At 69.4% G+C, this 19865-nt stretch carries 17 protein-coding genes; 6 read left to right on the top strand and 11 right to left on the bottom strand.

What is annotated here, in order from left to right:
- Nucleotides 1-5: 5 nt before the first annotated feature.
- Genes LC452_RS14120 through LC452_RS14105 form a run of 4 tightly spaced genes read right to left on the bottom strand, consistent with a single transcriptional unit; the run spans nt 6 to nt 4689 of the window.
- Nucleotides 6-728 (bottom strand): DUF6882 domain-containing protein, encoded by a 723-nt coding sequence (locus tag LC452_RS14120; RefSeq protein WP_223626386.1) that lies wholly within the window; start codon nt 726-728, stop codon nt 6-8.
- Between the two features lie 39 nt (nt 729-767).
- Nucleotides 768-1973, bottom strand: a complete 1206-nt coding sequence (locus tag LC452_RS14115) for an acyl-CoA dehydrogenase family protein (protein ID WP_223626384.1) — start codon at nt 1971-1973, stop codon at nt 768-770.
- A complete protein-coding gene (locus tag LC452_RS14110) occupies nt 1973-3199 on the bottom strand; it encodes an acyl-CoA dehydrogenase family protein (RefSeq protein ID WP_223626382.1) in 1227 nt (408 codons plus the stop codon). The genes LC452_RS14115 and LC452_RS14110 overlap by 1 nt, the downstream gene beginning before the upstream one ends.
- The gene (locus LC452_RS14105) at nt 3196-4689 is read right to left on the bottom strand and encodes an LLM class flavin-dependent oxidoreductase (RefSeq protein WP_223626380.1); all 1494 of its coding nucleotides are present in this window, start codon (nt 4687-4689) and stop codon (nt 3196-3198) included. Before LC452_RS14105 ends, LC452_RS14110 begins: the two co-directional genes overlap by 4 nt.
- A gap of 183 nt (nt 4690-4872) precedes the next feature.
- On the opposite strand from LC452_RS14105, the gene LC452_RS14100 reads away from it, so the two are divergent.
- The 3 genes from LC452_RS14100 to LC452_RS14090 are packed head-to-tail and all read left to right on the top strand — an operon-like array spanning nt 4873 to nt 7943.
- Nucleotides 4873-6213, top strand: coding sequence for a sugar ABC transporter substrate-binding protein (locus LC452_RS14100; protein ID WP_223626378.1), 1341 nt, complete (start codon nt 4873-4875; stop codon nt 6211-6213).
- Nucleotides 6206-7132, top strand: coding sequence for a carbohydrate ABC transporter permease (locus LC452_RS14095; RefSeq protein ID WP_223626377.1), 927 nt, complete (start codon nt 6206-6208; stop codon nt 7130-7132). Before LC452_RS14100 ends, LC452_RS14095 begins: the two co-directional genes overlap by 8 nt.
- On the top strand, nt 7125-7943 hold the full coding sequence (locus tag LC452_RS14090; protein ID WP_223626375.1) for a carbohydrate ABC transporter permease: 819 nt from the start codon (nt 7125-7127) through the stop codon (nt 7941-7943). The genes LC452_RS14095 and LC452_RS14090 overlap by 8 nt, the downstream gene beginning before the upstream one ends.
- Before the next feature lie 12 nt (nt 7944-7955).
- Here LC452_RS14090 and LC452_RS14085 read toward each other — a convergent pair whose 3' ends face one another.
- The 7 genes from LC452_RS14085 to LC452_RS14055 are packed head-to-tail and all read right to left on the bottom strand — an operon-like array spanning nt 7956 to nt 15710.
- Entirely contained in the window at nt 7956-9188 is a 1233-nt protein-coding gene (locus LC452_RS14085) for an MFS transporter (protein ID WP_223626373.1), read from the bottom strand.
- A gap of 58 nt (nt 9189-9246) precedes the next feature.
- Entirely contained in the window at nt 9247-10047 is an 801-nt protein-coding gene (locus tag LC452_RS14080; protein WP_223626371.1) for an HpcH/HpaI aldolase/citrate lyase family protein, read from the bottom strand.
- Complete coding sequence (locus LC452_RS14075) at nt 10032-10817, bottom strand: 2-keto-4-pentenoate hydratase (protein WP_223626369.1); 786 nt, start codon at nt 10815-10817, stop codon at nt 10032-10034. The genes LC452_RS14080 and LC452_RS14075 overlap by 16 nt, the downstream gene beginning before the upstream one ends.
- Before the next feature lie 12 nt (nt 10818-10829).
- The gene (hpaD, locus tag LC452_RS14070; RefSeq protein ID WP_223626367.1) at nt 10830-11966 is read right to left on the bottom strand and encodes a 3,4-dihydroxyphenylacetate 2,3-dioxygenase; all 1137 of its coding nucleotides are present in this window, start codon (nt 11964-11966) and stop codon (nt 10830-10832) included.
- Between the two features lie 32 nt (nt 11967-11998).
- Nucleotides 11999-13495, bottom strand: coding sequence for a 5-carboxymethyl-2-hydroxymuconate semialdehyde dehydrogenase (gene hpaE, locus LC452_RS14065; RefSeq protein ID WP_223626365.1), 1497 nt, complete (start codon nt 13493-13495; stop codon nt 11999-12001).
- Entirely contained in the window at nt 13492-14175 is a 684-nt protein-coding gene (locus LC452_RS14060; RefSeq protein WP_223626363.1) for a GntR family transcriptional regulator, read from the bottom strand. The genes hpaE and LC452_RS14060 overlap by 4 nt, the downstream gene beginning before the upstream one ends.
- On the bottom strand, nt 14172-15710 hold the full coding sequence (locus tag LC452_RS14055) for a fumarylacetoacetate hydrolase family protein (RefSeq protein ID WP_374197773.1): 1539 nt from the start codon (nt 15708-15710) through the stop codon (nt 14172-14174). The genes LC452_RS14060 and LC452_RS14055 overlap by 4 nt, the downstream gene beginning before the upstream one ends.
- Nucleotides 15711-15863: 153 nt before the next feature.
- Between LC452_RS14055 and LC452_RS14050 the strand changes: the two genes are divergently transcribed.
- The 3 genes from LC452_RS14050 to LC452_RS14040 all read left to right on the top strand — a co-directional run bounded on the left by LC452_RS14050 (nt 15864) and on the right by LC452_RS14040 (nt 19802).
- On the top strand, nt 15864-17243 hold the full coding sequence (locus tag LC452_RS14050; protein WP_223626359.1) for an MFS transporter: 1380 nt from the start codon (nt 15864-15866) through the stop codon (nt 17241-17243).
- A 76-nt stretch (nt 17244-17319) separates the two neighbouring features.
- The gene (locus LC452_RS14045) at nt 17320-19191 is read left to right on the top strand and encodes an FAD-dependent monooxygenase (RefSeq protein ID WP_223626357.1); all 1872 of its coding nucleotides are present in this window, start codon (nt 17320-17322) and stop codon (nt 19189-19191) included.
- Between the two features lie 233 nt (nt 19192-19424).
- On the top strand, nt 19425-19802 hold the full coding sequence (locus LC452_RS14040; protein WP_223626355.1) for a VOC family protein: 378 nt from the start codon (nt 19425-19427) through the stop codon (nt 19800-19802).
- Nucleotides 19803-19865: the final 63 nt, after the last annotated feature.

Here is a 19865-nt window from a genome sequence, read left to right as displayed (position 1 = left end):
CCCGGTCAGGCCGGGGCGCCGACCGTGCCTTCGATCCCGCTGATGCGTGCCTGCTCGTCGAAGCGGAACGTCGCCGAACCCGAGGCATCGACGACCGTGGCGCCGGAGAAGGCCTCATCGGTCCAGGTCAGCGTCCAGCCGGCGAGGCGGGCGAGATCCCAGACGGCCGTGCGCGCGTCGGTGAGCGCGAGACCCGAGAGGATGCGGGGGAGCGCGATGACCGCGTCGGAGACGGTGAGCGGCGCGAGGGGTGCGTCGAGCAGGAACACCGCGCGGGTGCCGCCGCCGACCGGCGCGGAGTAGTACGGCGAGCGTCCGGTGAGTTCGACCGCGACACCGCCGACGACGTGCGCCGCCTGGGCGATCCACGACTCGTCCGCGGCGGCGTCGGCCGGGAACGGGACCTCGGGCGTGGTCAGGTCGACCAGGCCGTGCTCTGCCCCGTAGGCACGCAGCTGCGCGGCGACACCCTGCGGGTCGCCCTGCGGGTGCGCCCACGCCCACAGCATCGAACGGGGTCCCGGCGCGATCGTGGCGATCAGGTGCGCCCGGGTGACAAGCTGCCGTGTCGGGTCGGCGTTCGCTGTGAAGGTGATGGTGCCGGCCGCCATGTCCGCGTCCCAGCGGTGCTCACCCAGCGCGTCGGCGGCGGCGGAGAGAGCGTCCTGGCGGAGCGCGGTGAACAGGGCGGCACGGTCGGCGAGGGGCTGGAGCGCGGCGAAGGTCATCCCCACAGTCTCGCCCGGATTGCTATGAATACGCCAGAGTCAGGTGACCTTCGACTCTCCGACCGCCCAGACGAACTCGGGGGTGCGACCGTGCACCGCGTGGTCGCCGAGCTGGCGGGCCTTGAAGATCCACGGGTTGTGGGACGCGACCGTGCGGGCGTTGCGCCAGTGGCGATCCAGCGCCGTCCCCGATCTGACGGCGGACGCGCCGAGCGTGTCGAACAGCCGGGAGGCGGCGCGCGGGACCAGATCCGTGAGCACGATCTGCGCCCTCGACGAACCGAGCTCCGCGGCGATCACGGCATCCTCGGTCTCAGGCGTGCCCAGCACGTCCGCCGCATGCTGCACGGCGCGGGCGACATCGAGCACGAGCGCACGTGCCGTCGCACTCGTCGCGGTCAGCTCCCCGACGATCTGCAGCACCTGCGGGTCGTCGGCCACGCGGTTCGCGCTCCCGTGGCTGTACGTGCGGGTGCGGGCACGCACCTGGGCGACCGTGTCGCGCTCGATCGCGGCGGCGATCCCGGCGAGCACCGCCAGCAGCGTGAGCTGGTAGACGGCCGTCTGATACGGGAAACGCGCCGTGAACGGCTCGACATCCTCATCGTCGACGGAGGCATCGGTGAACACGGCCGTGCCGGTGCCCGTCAGCGGCTGCCCGAAGCCGTCCCAGTCGTCGGAGATCTCCACCCCGCCCTGGTGTCGGCGGATCAGGGCGGTGACGGTCTCGCCGTCGAGGTCGACGGTGGCGTCGATCCACTCGGCGAAGATGCTGCCCGTCGTGTAGAACTTGCGGCCGTCCACCCGCCAGGTGCCGTCGGGGCGCCGTGTCACCCTGGTCGCGTTCGTGCCGACGGAGGCCGCCCCGTTCTCCGACCACGCGTTGCCGACCAGCTCGCCGTCGGCGATCCGGTCGAGCCAGCGGGACCGGTGCTCGCTCGGCGCCGCCGCGAGGACGTGCTCGACGTACGCGATGTGGCCGCGGAAGATCTGGGGAAGGTTCGAGTCCGCCGCCGCGAGCTCGATCAGCACCTCGGCGAAGGCCGGCCAGTCGAGGCCGAAGCCGCCGTGCTCGGTCGGCAGCCGGAGTCGACCGAATCCCGCCTGCCGAAGCGCCTCGACCTCGGCGAACGGCAGCTCGTGGTTCTGCTCGCGTGCGACGGTGCCCGCCGCGATCTCCACGAACACCGGCTCCAGGCGCTCCCGCGCGGCGGCGAGCGGCTGCGTCTGCGTCTGCGCGCCCATCAGGTGTACAGGGAGATCGGCTGGAGCTCCCCGTTCAGCGTCCAGGCGCCGACCTCGAGCTTCTTGTAGTCGATCGGATCGTGCAGCGAGTGGGTGCGGACGTTCCTCCAGAAGAGGTCGAGTCCCACGTCGGCACGGGCAGAGCTCGACCCGGTGATCTCGAAGATCCTGTTCGCGACCTCGATGCCGACCTCGGTCGACACCACTTTGACCTTGGCGATCTCGATCGCCAGTTCACCGCGGCGCTCGGCCGTGACGGCACTCCCTTCATCCACGACCTCGTCGAAGAGGCGCCCGGCGCGGTCCGTCAGGGCCTCCACCGCCGCGATGCGCGATGCGAACTCGCCGACCACGCGCTGCACGAACGGGTCATCCCGGTACGAGTCGGCCTGGCTGAGGAACCAGGCGCGGGGGCGCGCGCGCACGAGGTCGATTCCGCGTGCGAGGGCGCCCTCGGCGATCCCGAGGTACAGGTTGCCGAAGGCGAGCTGGATGCCCGGCGTGAGCAGCGTCGAGAACGGCTCGTCGCCGAGCTCGCCGAGCACGTCGTCGGCCGAGACGAGGACGTCTTCGAAGCGGACGGACCCGCTCGCCGACAACCGCTGACCGAGCGCATCCCAGTCGCCGAGGTAACGGATGCCCTCACGGTCATGATCGAGCACGACGAACAGCACCTGGCCGTCGCGGTCGCCGCCCCGGACGAGCGCTGCCGCCAGCACCACGTCTCCCGCCGACGCGCCGGTCGAGAAGCGCTTGAGGCCGTTGAGCCGGAAGCCGTCGCCGTCCGCGGTCAGCTCGAGATCCGGATCCGTCGGGTTCACCGAGTCTCCCCAGATCCACCGGCCCTCGGTGGCCTTCCGGTGCCAGTGCTCCTGGACGGACGGGTCGGCCGCGAAGCCGATGTTGCCCGAGTTGATGTAGTGGTAGGCGAGAACCTGGGCCACCGATGCGTCGGCGCGGGACAGGATGCGGATGACCAGGAACGCCGTCTCCCAGTGCGCCCCTCCGCCTCCGAACTCGGCGGGCTGCAGCAGCGTGACCAGGCCCGCATCGCGCAACAGGTCGAGCTCGACGGTCGGGTCCTCGTTCGCGCGGTCGCGCTGCAGCGCGTCGGTGGCGAGCTCAGCGGCGACGCGCTCGGCGACGCCGCGCCAGTGCGCGCGCTCGGCCGCATCCGCGGTGCCCGTCCAACGGCTGCGGTGCGTGGTCTCTGTGATGACGCTCATCGGGCGTCCTCCTTCTCGGTGAGTGCGGTCAGTTCGTCGAGTTCGGTGCCGGGGTCGGTCGCTCCGGCGGCATCCACGAGCGGCCCGCCGAGCGTGCCGTCGAGGGCGGACGCGCTCCCGACGTACGCACCGCGGTACGCATGCGCGGGGTGCCACTCCGGCACGACGGGGGAGCCGTCGCCGCTGAGGCGTCCGCGCAACGTGCCGTCGGGGTAGTCGTCCCACGTGCGGCCGCGGCGGCGGAGCTCGGGAACGAGGTGCTCGACGATGTCCTCGAACGAGCCGGGCGTCACCACGTAGGCGATGTTGAAGCCGTCGACGCCGCCGACCTCGACCCACCGCTCGAGCTCATCCGCGACGGTCTGCGGGCTGCCGACGATGACCGGACCTATGCCGCCGATACCGACATAGTGGGCGATGTCGCGCGGCGTCCACTTGCGCTCCGGATCGGCCTTGGTGAAGAGCGACAGTGCGGATCGTCCGGCATCCGTGTCGACGTACTCCAGAGGGACGTCCGGGTCGTACTGCGACAGATCGAGTCCCGTCCACCCGGCATAGAGCGCGAGGGCCCCCTCGACGGAGACGTAGCGTCGGTAGTCGTCGAGTCTCGCCTGCGCCGCCTCGTCGGTCTCTGCCACCACGATCGTGATCAGTGTGAGGATCTTGACCGAATCGCGCGGCCGCCCGAGAGCCTCGGCCCGATCGCGGATGTCGTCGGTCACCGGACGCGTCACCTCCGGACGCAGCCCGTTGATGAAGATCGCCTCGCCGTGCTTCGCCGCGAACTGGCGCCCGCGCGGCGAGGCGCCCGCCTGGAACATCACCGGCGTGCGCTGCGGGCTGGGCTCGGCGAGGTGGATGCCGGGAACCCGGTAGTGCTGCCCGTCGTGGCCGATCGGGTGCACGCGCGCCGCGTCCGTGAAGACGCCGGATTCCCGGTCGCGGAGCACCGCGGCATCCTCCCATGACCCCTCCCACAGCTTGTACGTCACGTCGAGGAACTCCTCGGCGATCTCGTACCGGTCGTCGTGGGCGATCTGCGTGTCGAGCCCGAGGTTCCGTGCCGCGGAATCGAGGTAGCTCGTCACGACGTTCCACCCGACCCGCCCCCGGGTGAAGTGGTCGAGGGTCGAGAACCTGCGGGCGAGGGCGTAGGGCTGCTCATAGGTCGTGGCGACGGTCACGCCGAACCCGAGGTGCTCGGTCGCATGCGCCATGGCGGAGATCTGCACGACGGGGTCGCCGAGGGGAACCTGCGCGGCATCGCCGAGCGCGGTCGCCGCCGAACCGCGGTAGACGTCGTACGTCCCGAGCACATCGGCGATGAAGATCGCGTCGAACCTGCCGCGTTCGAGGGTCTTCGCCAGATCCACCCAGTAGTCGAGGTCGTGGTACCGATCGGCCTGATTGTCGGGATGCCGCCACAGTCCAGGGGCCTGGTGCGTCACGCATGTCATGTCGAAGGCGTTCAGGATGATGCGGCGGGACACAGTGCTCCTCCGGAGGTTCGGGACCTCGCGACCATAGCCACTCGCGACGGCTGACGACGCACGGGATGACCCTTCGCGTCGCCCCACGACGAACTGTTACACCTGCGGTGCGCCGGTCCTCCATCGACCCCTAGCCTGAGCGCCGATCTGCTTCCCCGACCCGACGCCTGAGGAGCCCCACCCATGTCCTTCCTTCCGAGCCGCCCTGGACGCCGCGTGCTCCTGGGCGCCGCCGCGCTGACGGCCGCGACCATCGCCATCGCCGGTTGCGCGACGCAGACGACGCCCGAGGCCGGCAGCGGCGACGACGGGGACTTCTCCGGTCAGACCCTGAGCGCGTTGCTCATCACCTCGCACGAGGGCGCCGCCAACTGGCTCAAGGAGCACTTCGAGGAGGAGACCGGCGCCGAGGTGGATCTCACGATCGTGCCCTACGACGAGATCGGCTCCACCCTCGCCCTCGACCAGCAGTCGGGCGCGAACACGTTCGACGTCGCGGCTCCCTGGTACGTCTCGATCGGCGACCTGGCCGAGGGCGGGTCGATCCAGGACCTCACCGACTGGATCGCCGAGACCCCCTCGCTCGAAGAGGACGACTTCATCCCGTCGATCAACGACCCGTACACGCTGGTCGGCGACCGCCGCTACGGTCTGCCCTTCGACGGCGACACCCACGTGCTCTTCTACAACAAGGAGATCCTCGAGCGGAACGGCATCACCGAGCCGCCCGCCACCTGGGACGAGTACCAGGCCGACATCGAGACCATCACCGAGAACGAAGGCGCGGACGGCGTGTACGGCTCGGCGATCTTCGGCCAGAAGTCGCCGCTGATCCTCGGTGCCGCCTACGCGAACCGGCTGGCCGGCTTCGGCGGCGAGTTCGTCGACGAGGACGGCAAGCCCACCATCAACTCTCCCGAAGCGGTGGCCGCGGCCCAGGCACTGGTGGATGCGGTTCCCTACGCCTTCCCGACGGCGGCCGAGACCGACTTCGGCGTCGGCAACGGCGCCTGGTACGACGGCAAGGTCGGATTCATCGAGAACTGGACCGACCTCGGCGTGGGCTCGGAGACGAACCCCGACTCGAAGGTCGCGGGCAAGTGGGGCGTGACGACCCTGCCCGTCGGCGGCGACAACACCGAGGCGCGGGCGTCGCTCGTGGCCGGCTTCACCTGGGTCATCGCCGCGAACACCGAGAAGACCGACCTGGCGAAGGCCTTCATCGAGTACGCCGCGTCCAGCGAGGTCAACTCCGAGCTGATCGTCGCCGACCCTCAGACCGGCATCGACCCGAACCGCGAGTCCTCGCTCGAGAGCGCGGCCTACGGCGAGACCTACCCGGATCTGCAGCGCGTCAACCGCACGACGCTCAGCGGATCGCTCGCCTGGCCGACGGGAGAGAACGCCTCGCAGGCGGCGCAGATCCTCACCGATGAGCTGGCGAAGCTCATCGCGGGTGACGGCGGCACCGCCCAGGAGACCCTCGACCGCGTCCAGGCCGAGTGGGAAGAGATCCTTGGCTGACGCTGCTGCGATCCGTGTGCGTGCCGCCCGCGCGTCCGGCCCCGTGCCGAGACGTGCGGGCGGCGCCGCGCGATCGGGCACCGCGCGGCTGCTCACGGCCCCGACGATCCTGTCGATCGTCGTGCTCGGCGGGTATCCGCTGCTGTTCATCCTCGCGGCAGCCTTCACGGACTCGACGCTCGGTCGGCCCTTCCAGGAGTGGGTCGGGACGGCGAATCTCGAGACCGTCCTGACGGATGCCGACGTCGTCGCGTCGTTCGCGCGTACGGTCGCCTATGCCGTCGCCGTGGCGGTCGTCAGCGTCGTGCTGGGCGTCGCGATCGCCGTCTCTCTGGAGCGTGCGACCAGGGCCGGCGCGGTCGTGCGGACGCTGCTCCTGCTGCCGCTGATCACACCGCCGGTGGTGGTCGGCACTCTGTGGAAGCTCGTGTTCAATCCCGGCGGAGGGCTGCTGGCGACGGTGCTGCCGGGTCTCTCTCTCGCACCGCTGTCGACCACGGCGTGGGCGTTGCCCGCGATCGGTCTCGCCGACGTGTGGCAATGGACCCCGCTGATCGTGATCCTCGTCTACGCCGCACTTCTCACGCAGGACCCCTCGGTGCGAGAGGCCGCGTCGCTCGACGGCGCACACGGAGCGGGGCTGTTCCGGCACATCACCTGGCCGGCGATCGCGGGCACGGTGATCGCCGCGCTCTTCATCCGTCTCGTGATCGCGCTGAAGGTCTTCGATCTCGTCTTCGTCATGACGTCGGGCGGCCCCGGTCAGGCCTCGACCGTGACCACGTACCTCATCCAGCAGGTCGCCCTCAAGGAGTTCGACATAGGTCGGGCATCCGCGATCACCCTCGTCTTCGCGGTGATCGTCACGGTGGTGACCCTCGTGGTGGCGGTCTTCGCACGAAAGGCCCGACATGACTGACCGGCGCACCCGCCCACGGCCTGTCGCGAGCACGGTGCTCTTCGTGGCTCTCGCGGTCACCCTCGTCCCGCTCGCCTATCTGTTCTCGGTGTCGCTGATGGGGCGGGATGAGACCGTCTCGGGCGTTCTGTGGAGTGCTGCGCCGCATTGGGAGAACTGGGGCGACGTGCTGGCGACCGACATCCCGCGGTCGATCCTGAACTCTCTGGCGGCCGCGCTCGGCGGCGCCGCGGTCTCGCTGGTCATCGCCGTCCCGGGTGCCTGGGCCATCGTCAGATACAACGCCGGCGGGCGCACGCTCGCCGCGACCCTGATGAGCCCGTGGCTCCTCCCGCCGATCGTCGCCGTCGTTCCGCTGCTCACGCTGCTGCGCTCGATCGGGCTCAACAACACCCTCGTCGGCCTCACGCTCGTGTACGCGCTCGTCAACGTCCCGGTGGCGGTCTGGCTGCTCGAGGGATTCATCCGTCGTCTGCCGGTCGAGATCGAGGAGGCGGCGCGCATCGACGGTGCGGGGACGCTGCGGATGCTCTGGTCGGTCGTGGTTCCGCTGCTGCTGCCGAGTCTCGTCGCGATCGGGATCATCGTCGCGATCCTCAACTACAACGAGTTCCTCCTCGCCACCTTCCTCACGCAGAGCGTGGACGCGCAGACGTTCCCTGTCGCGCTGTCGCTGTTCTACGGCGACCGCACGCCGCACTTCGGCAAGATCGCCGCCGCCTCCTTCATCGGCGTGATCCCGGTCTTCGCGGCCGCGGTGTTCTTCCAGCGCTGGCTCGTGGGCGGGCTGACGGCCGGCGCGGTGCGCTGACACGCCGGAGAGTCAGCCGTGTGTCGACAGGCTGCCGGCGGGTCTTCCCATGCGCCACACGCTCGGCACGAACAGGGTCACCAGGGCGACCACCGCGTACACGACGCCCGAGGCGACGAGGACGGTCGCGGCATCCGCCTGGGTGATGAGCCAGCCGAAGAGCAGCGTGCCGATCGGCATCACCACCCAGCTGCCGAGCATGTCGTAGCTGTACACGCGGGACAGCTTGTCGCCCGGGACGTTCTCCATCATCGCGAGATTCCAGCCCGTGCTGAACACCTCGGCTCCGGCTCCGGCGATGAACGCCGCGATCGCGAGCAGCACGACGGCCGGATGCAGGCCGAGAACCGTGATCGGAATCGCGAAGGCCGCCATGCCGACCATCCCGTAGCGCAGCGGACGCGTGAGCGGGAACCACAGCAGCATCAGGGTCATCAGCAGGACGCCCACGCCCTCGGCGCTCACCACCCAGCCCCAACCGGCGATGCCGAGCAGGTCGTTGTTCTTCGCGATGTACGGACCGACGACGCCCCAGGCGCCGACATGGATCGCGTTCATCACCATGAAGGCGAGCACGACGGTCCACAGCCACGATCGGCCCCAGAACTCATGCCAGCCCACGCGCAGATCATGGAACATCGTGGTTCCCCCGGCGTGCCCGGGAGGAGGGAGCTTCACGAGAGCGAGCACCGGGATGGCGACCAGCCAGCCGAGCGCCTGCACGACCATCGCCCACGCGGGGCCCGCGGTGGCCACCAGGATGCCGGCGATCACCGGTCCGCCGATCGTCACCGCCGACCGCACGAAGGAGAGCATGGCGTTCGCCTGTTGCAGGTTCTCCGGCGTCGTGAGCTGCGGGATGATGCCCTGCATCGCCGGCAGCACGAACGCGCTCGACGCGCCGTTGACGACCGACAGCACCACCAGCAGGGGGATCGTCGCCGTTCCCGTGAACAGGAGCGCCGCCATCGCGCCGATCGTGAGGATGTCGATCACGTAGCAGGTCTGGATGATCAGCGCCCTCGGCAGGCGATCGGCCACCACACCGCCGAACAGCAGGAAGACGATGTTGCTGACCGTGAACGCCGCGAGCACGAACGACAGCGATCGGGCGTCGTTGTCGATCTCGAGCACCGCGAAGGCGAGAGCGATCGACGACATCGACCCCGTGATCATCGTGATCGCCCTGGCGAGGAAGAACCAGCGGAAGTTGCGATCCTTCATGGCGGCGAGACCGCGGTTCATCGGGCGGCCTCGCATCGGTGCATCCCGCCATCCTTCCACGGGGCACGGACGATCAGGCTCAGTAGCTGGCGCGCTCCGACGCCTCGGGGGCGATGAATCGGGCGGCGAGTGCCTCGGACGCTCGGGCGAGCAGCGCCACGTCGGCGCCGACGGCCACGAAGTCCGCCCCACCGGCGATGTACGCCTCGGCGGCGACCGGGTCGAAGGCGTTGACGCCCACGGGCTTGCCGGCGGCCTTCAGCGCGGCGAAGACCTTCTCGACGGCGGCGACGACGTCGGGATGCGTCTGCTGGCCGAGGAGGCCCATGGATGCCGAGAGGTCCGAGGGCCCGACGAACACGGCATCGATGCCGTCGACGGCGGCGATCTCGGCAGCCGCGTCCACGCCGGCCGCCGTCTCGATCTGCACGGTCAGGGACGTGTGGCGCGCGGACTCCTGCAGGTAGTCGTCGACCCGGTTCCAGCGGGCGCTGCGGGCCAGCGCACTGCCCACTCCGCGCACGCCCTCCGGCGGGTAGCGGGTGGCCGACACGGCGGCGCGGGCCTCCTCCACGGACGAGACCATCGGGACGATGAGGTTCTGCGCACCGAGGTCGAGGATCTGCTTTATCGCGACGGTGTCGTTGGAGGGAGCTCGCACCACCGGGGTGATCGGGTAGGCGGCGACGACCTGCAGCTGCAGGAGCACCGATTCGAGCGTGTTCGCCGAGTGCTCCATGTCGATCAGCACCCAGTCGAGTCCGGAACCGGCGGCGACCTCCGTGACGAGCGCGCTGCCCGAGCATGCCCACATCCCGATCAGCGCGCGGTCCGACGAGGCGAGATGCTCGCGGAAGGACGGGTCTAGACGAAGCGGCATGTGATGGTTCCCATCGGTCCGTAGTCGCACAGCACGTCATCGCCGCGCGACACCCACATCGGGCGTGTGAATGATCCTGCCAGGATGATCTCTCCGGCCTCCAGACGCGCGCCGTGCTGGTGGAACTTGTTCGCCAGCCACGCGACGCCGGTGGCGGGATGCCCGAGGACGCCGGCCGCGACACCCGTCTCCTCGATCTCGCCGTTGCGCGACAGCACGCCCGGCACCCAGCGCAGATCGATCTCATCCGGACGGCGGTGCTCGGTGCCCAGCACCATCGCGCCGTATGCCGCGTTGTCGCTGATGGTGTCGACGATCGTGCGGCCCTCGAGCTCGATGTGCGAGTTGAGCACCTCGAGTGCGGGGACGGCGTAGTCGATCGCCGCGAGGGCGTCGTCGAGCGTGCAGTCGGGGCCCTCGAGCGGATGCTTCAGCACGAAGGCGAGCTCCACCTCGATGCGCACGTTCGAGAAGTGGTCGACGGGGATCTCGGCGCCCGACTCGTAGACGGTGTCGTCGAACATCACGCCGTAGTCGGGCTCGGTGATGCCGGTGGCCTGCTGCATCGCCTTGGAGGTGAGTCCGATCTTGCGCCCGACGAGCCGCCGGCCGGCGGCGATCTGCGAGTCCCGCCACACGCCCTGGATCGCGTAGGAGTCCTCGACCGTCGCCTCGGGATGGCGCGCCGTGATGCGCGGGATGACCGCGTGCGTGCGGTCGGCCTCGGCGAGCTCCGCCGCGATCTCTGCGATGACTTCGTGCGACAGCATCCGTCTTCCTCCTTAGAGCTGGTTGCCCAGCTTCTTCTCGCCCTCGTCGGCGCGCGTGTACGAGAAGCCGTCGGCGCCGATCGTGACCGCCATCTCGCTGGAGTCCGTGCGGGCGACGACCGGCTGCGGGTTGCCGTCGAGGTCGAGCACGAGGCTCGCGTCGGTGTACCAGCTCGGTACGACAGGGTTGCCCCACCAGTCGCGGCGCTGGTTGTCGTGCACGTCCCACGTGATGACGGGGTTGTCGGGGTCGCCGGTGTAGTAGTCCTGCGTGTAGACCTCGACACGGTGCCCGTCGGGGTCGCGCAGGTACAGGTAGAACGCGTTCGAGACGCCGTGGCGGCCGGGACCGCGCTCGATCGAATCCGACCGGCGGAGCGCGCCGAGCTTGTCGCAGATCGCGAGGATGTTGTGCTTCTCATGCGTCGCGAAGCAGACGTGGTGCATGCGGGGTCCGTCGCCGCCGGTCATGGCGGTGTCGTGCACGGTGGGCTTGCGGCGCATCCACGCGGCGTAGACGGTGCCGTCCTCGTCCTGGATGTCTTCCGTGACGCGGAAGCCGAGGTCCTGCATGAACGCGACAGCGCGCGGGACATCGGGGGTGACCTGGTTGAAGTGGTCGAGCCGGACGAGCTCGCCCGGGATGTGCAGGTCGTAGCGCCACGACATCCGCTCGACGTGATCGGCCTGGAAGAAGAACTCGTAGGGGAAGCCGAGGGGATCGACCACGCGCACGGAGTCTCCGATGCCCTGCACGAATCCGTCGGGGTTGCGGCGGACGTCGCAGCCCAGCTCGGTGTAGAACTCGACGGCGCGATCGAGGTCTTCCGGGGTGCGCACGCGGTACGAGAACGCGGCGACGGCGGCCACGGGTCCCGTGCGCAGCACGAGGTTGTGGTGGATGAACTCCTCGGTGGAGCGCAGGTAGATCGCCTCGTCGTCCTCGGCCGTGACGTACAGGCCGAGGATGTCGACGTAGAACTGGCGGGAGGCCGCGAGGTCGGTGACCACGAGCTCCATGTAGGCGCAGCGCAGGATGTCGGGCGGCGTGCTCGTGGGCGTGGCCACCGGGTTGTCGGAGCGGATCGGCGCCTCCTGGGAGACGTAGTAGCCCGCCGAGGTCAGCGTCATGTCGTCGCGGTTGGTCATGTCAGCGTCCTTGCAGATCAGGGAGGGCAGGGTCAGTTCTTGCCGAAGGTCGGGTTGTGCGCACCGCCGAGCGTGATGTGCACGCTCTGCTGATCGGTGTAGAAGTCGATCGAGCGGTAGCCGCCCTCGTGGCCGAGACCGGAGGCCTTCACACCGCCGAACGGGGTGCGGAGGTCGCGCACGTTGTTGCTGTTCAGCCACACCATGCCGGCCTCGACCGACTGCGCGAAGTTGTGCGCGCGCTTCAGATCGTTGGTCCAGATGTAGGCGGCGAGGCCGTACTTCGTGTTGTTCGCGAGCGACAGCGCCTCCTCATCGGAGTCGAACGGCGTGATCGCGACGACCGGTCCGAAGACCTCCTCCTGGAAGATCCGGGCATCGGGCGAGACGTCGGCGAAGACCGTCGGTGCGACGAAGTTGCCCTCGTCGAAGCCCTCCGGCCGCCCGCCGCCGGCGACGAGGCGTCCTTCGGTCTTGCCGATCTCGACGTAGCTCATCACCTTGTCGTAGTGCTCGGGGTGCACCAGCGCGCCGACCTCGGTCGCCGGGTCGTGCGGGTAGCCGACCTTGACGCGCTTCGCCTGCGCGGCGTAGCGCTCCACGAACTCCTCGTAGATCGAGCGCTCGACGAGGATGCGGGAGCCCGCCGTGCAGCGCTCGCCGTTGAGGGAGAAGACGCCGAAGATCGTGGCATCGACGGCGGCCTCGAGATCGGCATCCGCGAAGACGACGGCGGGCGACTTGCCGCCGAGCTCCATCGACAGGCCTTTGAGGAAGGGCGCCGCGTTGCCGAAGATGATCTGCCCGGTGCGGCTCTCACCGGTGAACGAGATGAGCGGCACATCGGGGTGCTTCACGAGGGCGTCGCCGGCATCCTCGCCGAGGCCGTTCACGAGGTTGAAGACGCCCTGCGGGAGGCCGGCCTCCTCGAAGATGCCTGCCCAGAGGGATGCCGAGAGCGGGGTGAACTCGGCGGGCTTGAGCACGACCGTGTTGCCGGTCGCGAGCGCGGGGCCGAGCTTCCACGACTCGAGCATGAAGGGCGTGTTCCACGGCGTGATGAGGCCGGCGACGCCGATCGGCTTGCGGTTGACGTAGTTCATCTGGCGGCCGGGCACCTTGAACGCGTCATCGGACTGCGCCACGATCAGGTCCGCGAAGAAGCGGAAGTTCTCCGCGGCGCGACGCGCCTGGCCGAGCGCCTGGGTGATCGGGAGCCCGGAGTCGTACGACTCGAGCTCGGCGAGGCGGGCATCGCGGGATTCGACGATGTCGGCGATTCTGTGCAGCACGCGCGAGCGTTCGCGGGGGAGCATCCGCGGCCAGGGTCCCTCGTCGAAGGCGCGCTTCGCGGCCGCGACCGCGAGCTCGATGTCGGCCTTCTTGCCGGCGGCCGCCGTGGTGTAGGTCTTGTTCGTCACCGGGTCGAGCACGTCGAACGTGTCACCGTCGACCGAGTCGACGAAGGCGCCGTCGATGTAGTGCTGGATGTGGTCGGGCAGGTCGGCGGGGATGCGCGAATCGGTCATGACAGGCCTCCGGTGGTCTGGGCGGAACGGGTGTGCAGGGCATCGAGGAACGCGTCCATCGTGCGCCAGCGGTGGTTTCGGGCGGCGAGCTCGATCTCGAGCGGATCGGCATCCGCCCGGATGAGCTCGAGGATCTCGGTGTGCTCCTCGACGGAGTGCTGTGCTCGGCCGGGGATCGAGTCGAACGTCGAATCACGGATGCCGGAGAGCCGCGACCATCCGCGGTGCACGAGGTCGAGCAGGTGCGGGTTCGGGCACGGCTCGAACAGCACGGAGTGGAACTGGCGGTTGAGCTCGGTGAAGGCGTGGGCGTCGAAGTGGTCGAGCATCCGCGCCATCCGGTCGTTGATGCGCTCCGCCTCGTCGAGGGCGTCCTCGCCGAGCAGAGGGGCGGAGAGCGCGGTGGCCGAGCCCTCGACGATGCCGAGGGTCTGCATCGTGTGGGCGTACTCGCTCTCGTCGACGAGAGTCACCCGCGCTCCGACGTTGCGCTCGAAGGTCACGAGGCCTTCGGCCTCGAGGCGGCGGATCGCCTCGCGCACCGGCACGACGCTCATCTTCAGGTCGTCGGCGATCGATCCGAGCACCAGGCGATACCCGGGGCTGAACATGTGCCCGGTGATGCGCGAGCGGATCCACTCGTACGCGACCTCGGACTTGCTGACGGCGGTGGACGTCATCGCGCGTCGCCCTGCTCCACGGCCGCGGCGTACCGCGCTCGCCACTCGGCGTTCATCGGGAACAGCCCGTCGATCGGGTGTCCCGCCGCGACCTGCCCGGCGATCCAGGTCTCTTCACGCTCTTGGGCGAGGGCTTCGTCGACGACTTCTTCGACCAGCGCCGGTGGGATGACGATCACGCCGTCTCCGTCGCCGACGATGATGTCGCCCGGTTGCACGGTCGCGCCACCGCACGAGATCGTGACATCGACATCCCACGGCACGTGCTTGCGCCCCAGGACCGACGGGTGGGCGCCCTGGGAGAAGACGGGAAGGCCGCTCTCGGCGACCGCGTCGAAGTCGCGGACTCCGCCGTCGGTGACGATGCCCGCCGCGCCGCGCGTCTGGGCGCGCAGTGCGACGATGTCGCCCAGCGTGCCGGTCGTGGCATCGCCACGAGCCTCGATCACGATGATCTCGCCCTCGTCCACCGAGTCGAACGCGCGCTTCTGCGCGTTGTAGCCGCCGCCATGACTGGCGAACAGGTCTTCGCGGAACGGCACGAAGCGGAGCGTCTTGGCCGTGCCGACGATCTTGGCGCCGGGGATGTTCGCCGCGACGCCGTCGATGAAGCAGGAGTGGTGCCCGCGCTTGCGCAGCTGGGCGGAGAGCCCGGCGGTCGGCGCCTCGAGGAGCTTGGCGCGCAACTCGGGGGAGAGCCCTTCGTCTCGCTTCGCTCGCTCAGGAACCGAGTCTCTTCCTTCGTCGGTCCCTGAGTGAGGAGCGTCGCGACGAGACGAAGGGCCTGCCTCGAGCCCGGCGGCTTCCGCCGACCCCCACGCCTCGGTGCGCTGCAGGTCATCGACCGCGGGGAGCGATCCGAGTTCGCCGTCGAACGGCACGTCGCCCTGGGTGACGGTCGTGACCAGCCGGCCGGACGACGGTGCGCCCACGGCATCCGGGGCATCCACCTCGATCTCGACGACGTCGCCGGGAACGATGACCGACGATCCGGCCGGCGTGCCGGTGAGGATCACGTCGCCGGGCTCCAGGGTGAAGTGCTGCGAGAGGTCGGCGACGAGCTGTGCGAGCGGGAAGATGAGTCCCGCGGTGGTGTCGTCCTGGCGCAGTTCGCCGTTGACCCATGCACGCACGCGCAGGGCGGCGGGGTCGACCGTGCGGGCATCGATGAGCTCCGGCCCGAGGGGCGTGTAGCCGTCACCGCCCTTGGAGCGGACGTTCGAGCCCTTGTCGTTCGCGCGCAGGTCGTAGAGCCCGAGGTCGTTCGACGCCGTGACCCACCCGACGTGCGTCCACGCGTCGGCGAGGGCGACCCGGCGAGCGGTGGCGCCGATCACGAGCGCGATCTCGCCTTCGAAGGCCAGAAGCTCGGTGCCTTCGGGGCGTTCGACCGTGCCGCCGGAGAAACCGACCGAACTCGCCGGTTTGAAGAAGTAGGAGGGGGCGGCCGGCCGGCGACCGCGCTGATCTGCGCGCGATGCATAGCTCAGGTGGATCGCGATGATCTTGCCGGGGCGGGGGATGTCTGCCGTCACGGTGCGCCTCTCTGCGCTCGTCTGCGAGGTCGTACGAGACGCCTTGTGCGTCGTATCCGAAATCATATATCATCGGTACACCCCTCGGCAAGCATTCGGGACGCACGTCCCCGCACGCCGTGACAATGCGGTCACAACCAAAGGAGACACCCCATGAGCGGGCAGTCACAGGCCGGGTTCACTCCCACCGGCACCATCGCGACGGCGGCCGATCGGCGCCGCGTCGTGTTCGCCACCGTCGTCGGCACCACCGTCGAGTGGTACGACTTCTTCATCTACGCCACCGCGGTCGGCCTCGTCTTCGGCCAGCTGTTCTTCGAGCCGCTCGGCGCCGACAGCGCCCTGATCGCGTTCGCGACGGTCGGCGTGAGCTTCCTCTTCCGTCCGTTGGGCGCATTCCTCGCCGGCCACATCGGCGACAAGCTCGGTCGCAAGACGGTCCTGATGTGGACGCTGATCCTGATGGGGGCCGCGACCGCTCTGATCGGTCTGCTGCCGACGTATCAGACGATCGGGATCACCGCCCCGATCCTGCTGGTGCTGCTGCGCATCATCCAGGGCATCTCCGCGGGGGGCGAGTGGGGCGGCGCTGTGCTCATGGCCGTCGAGCACGCGCCGCGGAAGAAGCGCGGCATCTTCGGGGCGTCGCCGCAGATCGGCGTGCCGCTGGGGCTGCTGCTCGCGTCGGGCGTCATGGCGCTCATGACCGCGATCGCACCGGGCGACCAGTTCGCCGCGTGGGGCTGGCGTGTGCCGTTCCTGCTCAGCGTCGTGCTGATCCTCGTGGGCTACTACGTGCGTCGCAAGGTCGAGGAGAGCCCGGTGTTCACCGAGCTCGCCGCACGCAAGGAGAAGGCGCGGATGCCGATCGTGCAGCTGTTCCGCAAGCACGCGCTGCTCGTGATCATCGCCGCGCTCGTCTTCGCCGGCAACAACGCGGTCGGCTACATGACGACCGGCGGATACATCCAGGGCTACGCGACCAACCCCGAAGGGCCGATCGGCCTCGAGCGCGGTCCGGTGCTGCTGGCGGTCGCGGGCTCGGCCGTGACCTGGCTTCTGGCGACGCTGCTGGCCGGATGGATCTGCGATCGTATCGGTCGGCGCACCACGTACATCATCGGCTGGGTGCTGCAGCTCGTGGGCGTCTTCACGCTGTTCCCGCTCGTGAACACCGGGGAGATCGGGCTCCTGTTCGCCGGGCTCGCCATCCTGACTCTCGGCCTCGGCTTCACCTACGGCCCGCAGGCGGCGCTGTACACGGAGCTGTTCCCCGCCAGTATCCGCTTCTCAGGGGTCTCGATCTCGTACGCCATCGGTGCGATCGCGGGTGGCGCGTTCGCCCCGCTCATCGCCGCGGCGATCGTCAAGGAGACGGGGTCGACCCAGGGGGTCACCGTCTACCTCGCCGGCATGACGGTGCTCGGGCTCGTCGCGACGCTGCTGCTGCGCGATCGCTCCGGCATCCCGCTCGGTCCCGATCACGAGGAAGAGCAGTCGGTCAGCCCGATCCACGGACTCGCCAAGGCCTGACCCGTTCTGCCGATCCGGGTATCGCCCGGGTCGGCAGAGCGCAGAATGAGAAGACCCTCGAAAGGAATCGACGACGATGCAGTTCCACCACCACGGCTACGTCTCCGGGGATCCGCGTGTGCAGGACGCGGCGGGGGTCGGCGCGGACCGCTCCGACGCGCTGCCGGACGAGATCGATGTGCTGATCGTCGGTTCGGGCCCGGCCGGCATGCTGCTGGCCGCCCAGATGTCGCAGTACCCCGGCATCTCGACGCGCCTCATCGAGAAGCGCGACGGACGCCTCGTGCTGGGCCAGGCCGACGGCATCCAGCCGCGCAGCGTCGAGACCTTCCAGGCGTTCGGGTTCGCGGAGCGGATCGTCGCCGAGGCGTACAACATCGGGTGGATGAACTTCTGGAGCCCGAACCCCGAGAACCCCCGCGAGATCATCCGCACCGCGCGCACCGCGGACTACGCCTACTACATCTGCGAGTTCCCGCACCTGATCGTGAACCAGGCCCGCGTGCTCGACTACTTCGCCGAGGCGGCCGCGACGGGTCCGGGCCGGATCACGCCCGACTACGGCGTCGAGTTCGTGGGGCTCACGGTGCACGACGACGGCGAGTATCCCGTCGAGGTGCGTGTGCGTCACGTGGCGGGGGAGCGAGCGGGCGAGGAGCAGACCGTCCGCGCGAAGTACGTCGCGGGCTGCGACGGGGCGCGCAGCGGCGTGCGTCAGGCCATCGGCCGCACGCACGTCGGCGGCAGTGCCGCGCATGCGTGGGGTGTCATGGACGTGCTGGTGAACACCGACTTCCCGGACTGGCGCACCAAGTGCGCGATCAACTCGCAGGCGGGGAACATCCTGCACATCCCGCGCGAGGGCGGCTACCTGTCGCGCATGTACATCGATCTCGGAGAGGTCGCGGATGACGACGACCACCGAGTGCGGCAGACGCCGATCGAGGAGATCATCCGCAAGGCGAACGACATCCTGCACCCGTACACGCTCGACGTGAAGCAGGTCGCGTGGCACAGCGTGTACGAGGTCGGGCATCGGGTCACCGACGGATTCGATGACGTGGTCGACGAATCGGGTCGCACCCCTCGGGTCTTCCTGACGGGTGACGCCTGCCACACGCACAGCGCCAAGGCCGGCCAGGGCATGAACGTGTCGATGCAGGACGGCTTCAACCTCGGGTGGAAGCTCGGATCCGTGCTCAGCGGGCGCGCGCCCGAGGCGCTGCTCGCGACGTACGGCGCCGAGCGGCGTCCGGTCGCCCAGCAGCTCATCGACTTCGACCGGGAGTGGTCGTCGCTGATGGCGCGCAAGCCCGAGGAGATCTCCGATCCCGGCGAGCTGGCGACGTACTACCTCGCCACGGCGGAGTTCCCGTCCGGGTTCATGACGCAGTACACCTCGTCGATGATCACCGGTTCGGACGCGCACCAGGCTCTGGCCGGCGGATACCCGCTCGGCAAGCGGTTCAAGTCCGCCGAGGTGATCCGGGTCGGCGACGGCAACGTCGTGCACCTCGGTCACCACGCTCGCGCGGACGGACGCTGGCGCGTGTATGCGTTCGGCGACCGGACGGGCGCGGCGCTGGCGGAATGGGCGGATGCCGCGGCGCCGCTGTTCGCCCGGTTCACGCCGGCGGATGCCGACGTCGACGCAGTCTTCGACGTGAAGGCCGTGTACCAGCAGCCGTACGAGGAGCTCGAGGTCACGACGGTGCCGGAGCTGTTCCAGCCGAAGACCGGGCCCCTGGGGCTCACCGACTGGGAGAAGGTCTACGCCGCGGGCCCCTCGAAGTGGACGGAGACCGACATCTTCGAGGCGCGGGAGCTGTCGCGCGATGGCGTGGTGATCGTGGTGCGCCCCGATCAGTACGTCGCCGCCATCCTCCCGCTGGACGGCGTGGAAGAGCTGACGGAGTTCTTCGAGGGGGCGCTGCTTCCGGCGGAGTGAGAGCTCGGGGCGTGATGCGGCTGCCGAGCGATCGTGGTCGACGCGCCTTCGGGAGGAGTTCTCGGCGTGGGGCGGAGGCTCGTTGCGGATCTCTCAGCCCGACGGCGTGATCTCCGCCCGACGCGATGTGGAGCGCGCAGGCACCGCAGTTGCGCGAAGTGCTGGCGCGGTGCGATCGCGCGTCGTACGGTGGGTCGCGGATGGGCGACGGCGCCTGCCAGGAGGAGTGCGTGATGGACTGGAAGATCGAACTCATCTTCGTGCCGGTGTCGGATGTCGACCGGGCGAAGGACTTCTACGTCAAGATCGGCTTCAACGCCGATCATGACCAGGCACCGTTCGAGGGCATGCGCTTCGTGCAGATGACCCCGCCCGGTTCGGCCTGCTCGATCGCGTTCGGCACCGGGCTCGGCATCGACCTCGAGCCGGGGAAGCAGAACACGATCCAGGTCGTCGTGCCCGATGCCGACGAGGCGTTGGCTCATCTGCAGAGCGTGGGAGTCGAGGCGCGGGGCGTCGAGGACCTGGACTGGGGTCGCTTCGTCAGCTTCGACGACCCCGATGGCAACACCTGGACCCTGCAGGAGCTCCCGGACTACGGCGCGGCCTGAGTCCACGGGGTGTCGTGGCGGGGCGGGCTCGTCACGCGCCCAGCGCAGAGCGCACGGATGCGC

This window comes from Microbacterium sp. EST19A (assembly GCF_019969685.1).
Lineage (GTDB): Bacteria > Actinomycetota > Actinomycetes > Actinomycetales > Microbacteriaceae > Microbacterium.
Note: the sequence above shows the minus strand (reverse complement) of the source record. Positions and strands in the feature narration are given on the sequence as shown.